This window comes from Actinosynnema sp., assembly GCF_052038725.1.
The window spans coordinates 1-7,018 of the sequence record NZ_JBQGCX010000336.1 but is presented as its reverse complement, the minus strand read 5'-3'; the positions used below and the strand labels follow the sequence as shown (position 1 = coordinate 7,018).

General features: G+C 72.6%; 7 protein-coding genes. 5 read left to right on the top strand and 2 right to left on the bottom strand.

From position 1 onward, the window contains the following. Positions 1–114 precede the first annotated feature (114 nt). Together ACTUAL_RS06660 and ACTUAL_RS06655 are read right to left on the bottom strand one after the other, a co-directional pair. The gene (locus ACTUAL_RS06660) at positions 115–384 is read right to left on the bottom strand and encodes a hypothetical protein (RefSeq protein WP_096491874.1); all 270 of its coding nucleotides are present in this window, start codon (positions 382–384) and stop codon (positions 115–117) included. Between the two features lies 1 nt (position 385). After that, the gene (locus tag ACTUAL_RS06655; protein WP_096491875.1) at positions 386–1,303 is read right to left on the bottom strand and encodes an SPFH domain-containing protein; all 918 of its coding nucleotides are present in this window, start codon (positions 1,301–1,303) and stop codon (positions 386–388) included. A gap of 166 nt (positions 1,304–1,469) precedes the next feature. On the opposite strand from ACTUAL_RS06655, the gene ACTUAL_RS06650 reads away from it, so the two are divergent. From ACTUAL_RS06650 to ACTUAL_RS06630, 5 genes are all read left to right on the top strand, one after another. Further along, positions 1,470–1,925: a GNAT family N-acetyltransferase gene (locus tag ACTUAL_RS06650; RefSeq protein WP_440899632.1), complete on the top strand. Its 456-nt coding sequence runs from the start codon at positions 1,470–1,472 to the stop codon at positions 1,923–1,925. Between the two features lie 422 nt (positions 1,926–2,347). Then, positions 2,348–4,000: a circularly permuted type 2 ATP-grasp protein gene (locus ACTUAL_RS06645; protein ID WP_440899631.1), complete on the top strand. Its 1,653-nt coding sequence runs from the start codon at positions 2,348–2,350 to the stop codon at positions 3,998–4,000. Then, positions 4,000–4,944, top strand: a complete 945-nt coding sequence (locus ACTUAL_RS06640; RefSeq protein ID WP_440899630.1) for an alpha-E domain-containing protein — start codon at positions 4,000–4,002, stop codon at positions 4,942–4,944. Before ACTUAL_RS06645 ends, ACTUAL_RS06640 begins: the two co-directional genes overlap by 1 nt. Beyond that, entirely contained in the window at positions 4,945–5,787 is an 843-nt protein-coding gene (locus tag ACTUAL_RS06635; RefSeq protein ID WP_440899629.1) for a transglutaminase family protein, read from the top strand. Between the two features lie 87 nt (positions 5,788–5,874). Next, positions 5,875–6,963: a hypothetical protein gene (locus tag ACTUAL_RS06630; RefSeq protein ID WP_440899628.1), complete on the top strand. Its 1,089-nt coding sequence runs from the start codon at positions 5,875–5,877 to the stop codon at positions 6,961–6,963. Positions 6,964–7,018 lie beyond the last annotated feature (55 nt).

Sequence of the window (7,018 nt, the reverse complement as noted above, 5' to 3'; positions counted from 1 at the left end):
GTCGGGGAGGGGGGTGGTCCCCGGGCCGGCGCCGGGGCCCCGCGTGGGGGGGGTGTGGGGCGGGGGCGCGCCGCCCCCCTGCTTCCCCCGATCCCCCCAGCCCCCGACCGGGAGTCACTCGTTCCGGGGAGGCGGCTCCGGGGGTGTCGTCGGATCGGGTTCCTGCGGTCCTGGTTCGTCGTCCTTCCGCGCCGCCTTGCGCGGGCGGCCCCTGCGGGCCGGGGCTCCGGCTCCGCCGGGCAGCCTGCCCGCCTCGGCCAGGGCCCGGCGGAGCAGGAACTCGATTTGCGCGTTCGTGCTGCGCAGGTCGTCGTTCGCCCACCTGGTCAGCGCGTCGTGCACCGCCGGGTCCAGGCGCAGCAGGACGCTCTTGCGCTCGGCCACGTCAGTGGTACAGCGACCCCGTGTTGACCACGGGCTGCGTCGCCTTGTCACCGCACAGGACCACCAGCAGGTTCGACACCATCGCCGCCTTCCGCTCCTCGTCCAGCTCCACCACGTCCTCCTCGGCCAGCCGGTCCAGCGCCAGCTGCACCATGCCCACGGCGCCCTCCACGATCCGCGACCTGGCCGCGACGACCGCGCCCGCCTGCTGCCGCTGGAGCATCGCCTGGGCGATCTCCGGCGCGTACGCCAGGTGCGTCAGCCGCGACTCGATGACCTTGACCCCGGCCGCCTGGACCCGCGCGGCGATCTCCACCGACAGGGTCTCGGTGATCTCGTCCGCGTTCTCCCGCAGCGACAGCCCGGCCTCGTCGTGGTTGTCGTACGGGTAGCTGGTCGCGATGTGCCTGACGGCGGTCTCGGTCTGCGTGGCCACGAACTGCACGAAGTCGTCCACCTCGAACATCGCCCGCGCGGTGTCGTCGACCTGCCACACCACGACCGCGGCGATCTCGATCGGGTTGCCGTCCGCGTCGTTGACCTTCAGCGTGGTCGTCTCGTGGTTGCGGATCCTGGTGGAGACCTTCGCCTTCGTGGTGAACGGGTTCGTCCAGCGCAGGCCGTCGGCGCGCACCGTGCCGGTGTAGCGGCCCAGGAACTGCACCACGCGCGCCTCGCCGGGCGCGACCGTGAACAGCCCGCCCAGGACCACCAGCGCGACCGCCGAGACCAGGGCCCCCACCACGATCAGCGGGATGTTGACCGCCTGCACGATCCCCAGGGCGACGAGCCCCGCGCCGCCGAGCACGGCCAGGAAGCCCACCACGGCCACGATCGCGCCGCCCACCCCCGTCAGCTCGTGCTCGCGCACCGCCGGAGCCGGCATCCGCGCCTGCACCTCGCTCGTCGTCACGCTCATCGCGCCACCCCTCTCCCCCTCCGCACCTTGGCGGCTCTAGCAAAGTGATATCACTTTTATAGCACCCGAGGTGGGGGTGCGCGCAACTCCGGGTTCGCGGGCGACCGGCGGGGCGGCCGGTGCGGGAGCGGGGAAACCGGTGCGCCGGGCGGTGCGTCCCACTCCCGTGGAACCGATCCTGCGCAGGCCGATCGGGCGCGACACCGCCCCGCTCGTCGAGCTCTACGTCCGCGCCCGCCGCAGCTACTACGAGGGGCACCTGCCCGAGGCCGAGCTGGCCGAGTGGGCCGAGGGGCTGCGCGCCAAGGGGCTCGACTACGACCGGCGCGACCGGCTGTGGACCTGCGCCGAGGTGGCTGGCGTCCCGGCGGGCTTCGCGCTGGTCAGCTTCGACGGGGAGCTGCTCCAGCTCCAGGTCGACCCGCCGCACTGGGGCACGGGAGTCGGCCGCGCGCTGCACGACGCCGCGCTCGACGACCTGCGCGGCGCGGACAACACCACCGCGTGGCTGCACGTGTTCGCCCCCAACACCCGCGCCCGCGCCTTCTACACCCGCCTCGGCTGGCGCGACGTCGGACCGGCCGAGCACGACCACCGGCGGATGGAGCTCGACCTCGGGTGAGCGTCGGACCCGCGCCGCCGGTGGACGGCAGGCGGACGTGCCGGTCGGTGAGCGACCGGCCGGGCGACCGCCGGGCCGTCCCGCAAGCGCCCCGCGGGCCGTCCCCGCCGCTGGGCCGATCGGCTGGTTCCCGACCCGTGTCCACACCGGACGGTCGGGGGACGCCCGCCCGCTCGACCGCCGGGGACACCCCCGTTCCCCCGCCCGAGGCACCCCGACCGCCGTCCCGCCGCACCCCCTCGCCCGACCGCCGCCCGCCGCCGGACTCCACGCGGACCACCCGGCCCGCCACCGCCCGCCACCACCGGAAACCGCTTTCCGCAGCACCTGACATCACCTCGTGTTTCCCCGGTGTTTCAGTCCTGCTGCCACCTGCTTCGGGGTGATGCCAACCGGGTAAGCCCACGTCAATGATGTGGACCATGGACGAGAGCCGACCCCGCACCTCGCAGCTGCGTCGCACGGGGCCACGCGCCGAGGCCAGGCTCGGCGAGCTGTTCGAGGGCTACCTCGACCCCCGGCGCCCCCACGCGGGCGCGTACGACGAGATGTTCGGCGCCGACGCCTCCGTCCGCCCCGCCTACCGCGCGCTCCACGACTCGATCGCCCCCTCGCGGGCGCCCGAGCTGAACGCCCGCGCCGAGGCGCTCGACCGCGCCTTCGTCGACCAGGGCATCACGTTCTCCCTGTCCGGCCAGGAGCGCCCGTTCCCGCTCGACCTCATCCCCCGCGTCATCACGGCGGGGGAGTGGAGCAAGCTCGAACGCGGCATCGTGCAGCGGGTCCGCGCGCTGGAGATGTTCCTCGCCGACATCTACGGCGACGCGCAGATCGTCCGCGACGGCGTGATCCCGCGCCGCCTCATCACCTCCTGCGAGCACTTCCACCGCGAGGCCGCCCTGGTCAACCCGCCCAACGGCGTGCGCGTGCACGTCTCCGGCGTCGACCTGGTCCGCGACGAGGCGGGCGTGTTCCGGGTGCTGGAGGACAACCTGCGCTCCCCGTCCGGGGTGTCCTACGTGATGGAGAACCGCCGCACCATGGCGCGCGTCTTCCCCGACCTGTTCGCCCAGCACCGGGTCCGCTCGGTCGGCGACTACGCCGTGCACCTGCTGCGCGCCCTGCGCAACGCCGCCGCCCCCAACGCCGCCGACCCGACCGTGGTCGTGCTCACCCCCGGCGTCGCGAACTCGGCCTACTTCGAGCACTCCCTGCTGGCCCGCCAGATGGGCGTGGAGCTGGTCGAGGGCCGCGACCTGTTCTGCCGCGACAACTTCGTCTACCTGCGCACCACCGAGGGCGAGCGGCAGGTCGACGTGATCTACCGGCGCATCGACGACACGTTCCTGGACCCGGTGCACTTCCGCCCCGACTCGGTCCTCGGCGTCGCCGGGCTGCTCAACGCCGCCCGCGCGGGCAACGTCGTCATCGCCAACGCGGTCGGCAACGGCGTCGCCGACGACAAGCTCGTCTACACCTACCTGCCGGAGATCCTGGAGTACTACCTGGGTGAGAAGCCGCTGCTGCCCAACGTGGACACCTACCGCTGCTGGCTGCCCGACGAGCGCGGCCACGTGCTCGACTCGCTGGACGAGCTGGTCGTGAAACCCGTCGAGGGCTCCGGCGGCTACGGCATCGTGTTCGGCCCGCAGGCCACCACGCGGGAGCTGAACGCGCTGCGCCGCACCATCCGCGCCAACCCGCGCGGCTGGATCGCGCAGCCGGTGGTGCAGCTGTCGACCGTGCCCACCAAGATCGGCGACCGGCTCGCGCCCCGGCACGTGGACCTGCGGCCGTTCGCGGTCAACGACGGGAACTTCGTGTTCGTGCTGCCCGGCGGCCTCACCCGCGTCGCGCTGCCGGAGGGCAGCCTGATCGTGAACTCCTCGCAGGGCGGCGGCTCCAAGGACACCTGGGTGCTGGCCGCGCGCTCGTCCACCGTGGAGCGCGAGCTGGCCGAGCCGGGGCTGGTGCGGCAGGGCGGCGGCGACTCGCCCGCGGCCGAGCGCGGGCCCGAGCTGACCACCGCCCAGCAGCAGCAACAGCAGCAGCAGCAGTCCACGAAGGAGGCCTGATGCTCGCCCGAAACGCCGTGTCGCTGTACTGGATCGGCCGCTACGTGGAGCGCGCCGACGACACCGCCCGCATCCTCGACGTCTCGGTGCACCAGCTGTTGGAGGACGCCACCGTCGACCCGGACAGCACCAGCCGCAGGCTGCTCGCCGTCCTCGGCATCGCCCCACCGGCCGGGCTGAGCCTGGACGTGTGGTCGTTGACCGAGTTGGTCGCCTACTCCGAGGACAACGCCGGGTCCATCGTCGCCTCCGTCAACAGCGCCCGCGAGAACACCAGGGGCGCGCGCGAGGTCGTCTCCACCGAGATGTGGGAGTGCCTCAACGCCATGTACAACGCCGTGGAGGAGCGGCAGGCGTACGCGCGGGCCATGGGGCCGCACGCGTTCTTCGCGTTCGTGGAGGAGCGGGCCGCGATGTTCGCCGGGCTCGCCGACTCCACGATGAGCCGCGACGACGGCTGGCGGTTCCTGGTGCTGGGGCGGTCGGTCGAGCGGGTGGACATGATCGTGCGGCTGCTGCTGTCCCGCGTCGGCGACCGCGCGTCCTCGCCGGGCTGGGTGACCGTGCTGCGCTCGGCCGGGGCCCACGACACCTACCTGCGCACCTACCGGGGCGCGCTGGACGCCGGGCGCGTCGTGCAGTTCCTGCTGCTGGACCGGCTGTTCCCGCGCTCGGTGTTCCACGCGCTGCGGCAGGCCGAGGCGTGCCTCGAGCAGCTCGACCACCAGCCGACCGTGCGCGTCGGGGCGCGCGCCGAGGCGCTGCGGCTGCTCGGGCGGGCCCGCAGCGACCTGGAGTTCCTGCGCCCGCACGACCTGCTGGACGACCTGCCGCGCAGGCTCGCCGCCCTCCAGACCACCGTGCGCGAGGTCGGCGAAGCGGTGTCCCTGCAGTACTTCCACACCGCGCCCTGGGTGGCCTGGACGAACGCCGAGGTGCACTAGATGAGCTGGCGCGTGCGCGTGGTGCACACCACCGGGTACCGGTACGACCTGCCGGTGACCCAGTCCTACAACGAGGCCCGGATGACCCCGCGCGCCGACCGGCGGCAGAACGTGGTGGTGTCCAGGGTGGAGACCACGCCCGCCACCCGCGCCTACCGGTACACCGACTACTGGGGCACCGAGGTGACCTCGTTCGACCTGCACGCGCCGCACGTGGAGCTGAAGGTCGTGGCCTCGTCGGTGGTGGAGACCGGGGGCGAGGAGGAGCCGGTCCGGAGCGCGACGTGGGCGGACCTGCGGGCGGACTCGCTGCTGGACCGGTACACCGAGTTCCTGGGGCCGACGCGGTACGTGCCGGTCGACCGGGAGCTGACGGCGGTGGCGCGCTCGCTGCGCAAGGGGCGGCAGCCCGCGGACGCGGTGCTCGCGGCGAGCGCGTGGGCCCACGAGCGGCTGCGCTACCAGCCGGGGACGACCGGGGTGCACAGCTCGGCGATCGACGCGCTGCGCGCCGGGGAGGGCGTGTGCCAGGACTTCGCGCACCTGACCCTGGTCCTGCTGCGCGCGATGGGCGTGCCCGCGCGGTACGTGTCGGGCTACCTGCACACCAAGCCGGACGGTGCGGTGCGCGAGACGGTGCACGGCGAGAGCCACGCGTGGGTGGAGGCGTGGACCGGCGGCTGGTGGGGCCACGACCCGACGAACGCGATCCCGGTGGGCCCCAGGCACGTGTGGGTGGCGCACGGCCGCGACTACGCGGACGTGCCACCGCTGAAGGGCATCTACTCGGGCGGGGCCTCGTCGGGGCTGGCGGTGACGGTGGAGATCACGCGGTTGGCGTGAGGGAATTGTTCGGGAATAAAAGGAGCCCCAGGCGCTTGCGAGCAGAGGCGGCACTGGGGCGTTCGAAGGGGACGATACCATTCGCCGGTGTCTTCTGTCGAGGTCGACGAGTCCGTCGTGTGGGGTCTTCTCTCCGAGGCGCGAATGGCTCCTTACTTCGCGAACGCCGGAAATGATCAAGGAAAGGCGCTTGAGCTCTACGAGTGGAGCGCCCGGATCTCGTCCGCCGCTTTCGAGGTCGTCGGCCACGTCGAGGTCCTGCTCCGCAACGCCCTCGACCGCTGCCTGCGTGAGCACTACCGCGAGGACGTGCGGGGAATACCCTGGTTCCTGCTGCCCACGCCCGGTGGGGAGAACGTCGAGACCGCGGTGACGGCTGTTCGTGAGCGGCTTCGGAGGGCTGGTCAGGAGTCCCGCCACCAGATCGTCGCCGGGTTGAACTTCGGCTTCTGGTCGGGCCTGCTGGGCACCAAGTACGAGGACCTGTGGCGGCAGAGCCTGCGGCACGCGTTCCCGAACTCGTCCGGAAAGCGCAAGGACGTCGCGGTCGCGGTGGAAAGGGTCAGGAAATTTCGGAATCGGATCGCCCACCACGATTCGCTGATGAACGTAGACGTCCCGTTCGAGATCCGAAATGTTCTCGCGCTCGCGTCGTGCATCGATGTGAACGCGGGCAGGTGGCTGGACCGGTGCGGTGGCGTGATGGACGTGTACCGGAAGAAGCCCGTGGTGCTCGCTGACACGGTCGTGGTCCCGGCCAAGCAGGCGTGGCCCCTCTACGCGGGGTGCGCCGCGTACGTCTGCGATGCAGGACGGTTCTTCCGGCCGATCGAGAGGCTGGCTTTCTACGCCGACCGGGAGATCAAGGCCGAGGTGCCCGCAGTGCTCCACCGCCGTGACGACGTCGAGTGGACCGAGCGGGAAGCCGCCAGGCTGCGCGCCTCCGGTGACCGGTTCGACCGGAAGATCGCCACCGTGATCGAGAAGTCGCTCGAGGACCGGCCGGGTGGGCGCTGCCAGGTCTTCCTGCTGACGACTTCGGGGCACCCGGACCACCGCGAGCTGAGCGCCCCGCTGCCGCACGACGGCGCGGGGCGGGGCTCGGCGTTCGTGCAGCGGCAGCGGTACGTCTCGCTCCACGCGCTGGAGACCGCCACGACGACCGCCGACCTCTAGGCCGGCCCCCCGAACGTCGCAGGGGGGGGCCCCCCCCGGGGCGCCCCCGGGCACC